Here is a 458-nt window from a genome sequence, read left to right as displayed (position 1 = left end):
GGCACTGTTGCAAATAGTCGGTGGTGATAAACTTATCATCCCCTTTTGCTGATGGAGCTGCACATGAACCCATTCAAAGGCCGGCATTTTCAGCGTGACATCATTCTGTGGGCCGTACGCTGGTACTGCAAATACGGCATCAGTTACCGTGAGCTGCAGGAGATGCTGGCTGAACGCGGAGTGAATGTCGATCACTCCACGATTTACCGCTGGGTTCAGCGTTATGCGCCTGAAATGGAAAAACGGCTGCGCTGGTACTGGCGTAACCCTTCCGATCTTTGCCCGTGGCACATGGATGAAACCTACGTGAAGGTCAATGGCCGCTGGGCGTATCTGTACCGGGCCGTCGACAGCCGGGGCCGCACTGTCGATTTTTATCTCTCCTCCCGTCGTAACAGCAAAGCTGCATACCGGTTTCTGGGTAAAATCCTCAACAACGTGAAGAAGTGGCAGATCCC

General features: G+C 53.5%; 1 pseudogene. It reads left to right on the top strand.

Annotated features, from left to right (window positions below):
* Positions 1–63: 63 nt before the first annotated feature.
* A pseudogene (locus tag ACUU1M_RS20610) lies at positions 64–458 on the top strand (IS6-like element IS26 family transposase); the annotation flags it as partial.

Source organism: Shigella sp. SIG6 (assembly GCF_053555815.1).
The sequence above is the reverse complement of the archived record's forward strand: the minus strand, read 5'-3'. Positions and strand labels throughout refer to the sequence as shown.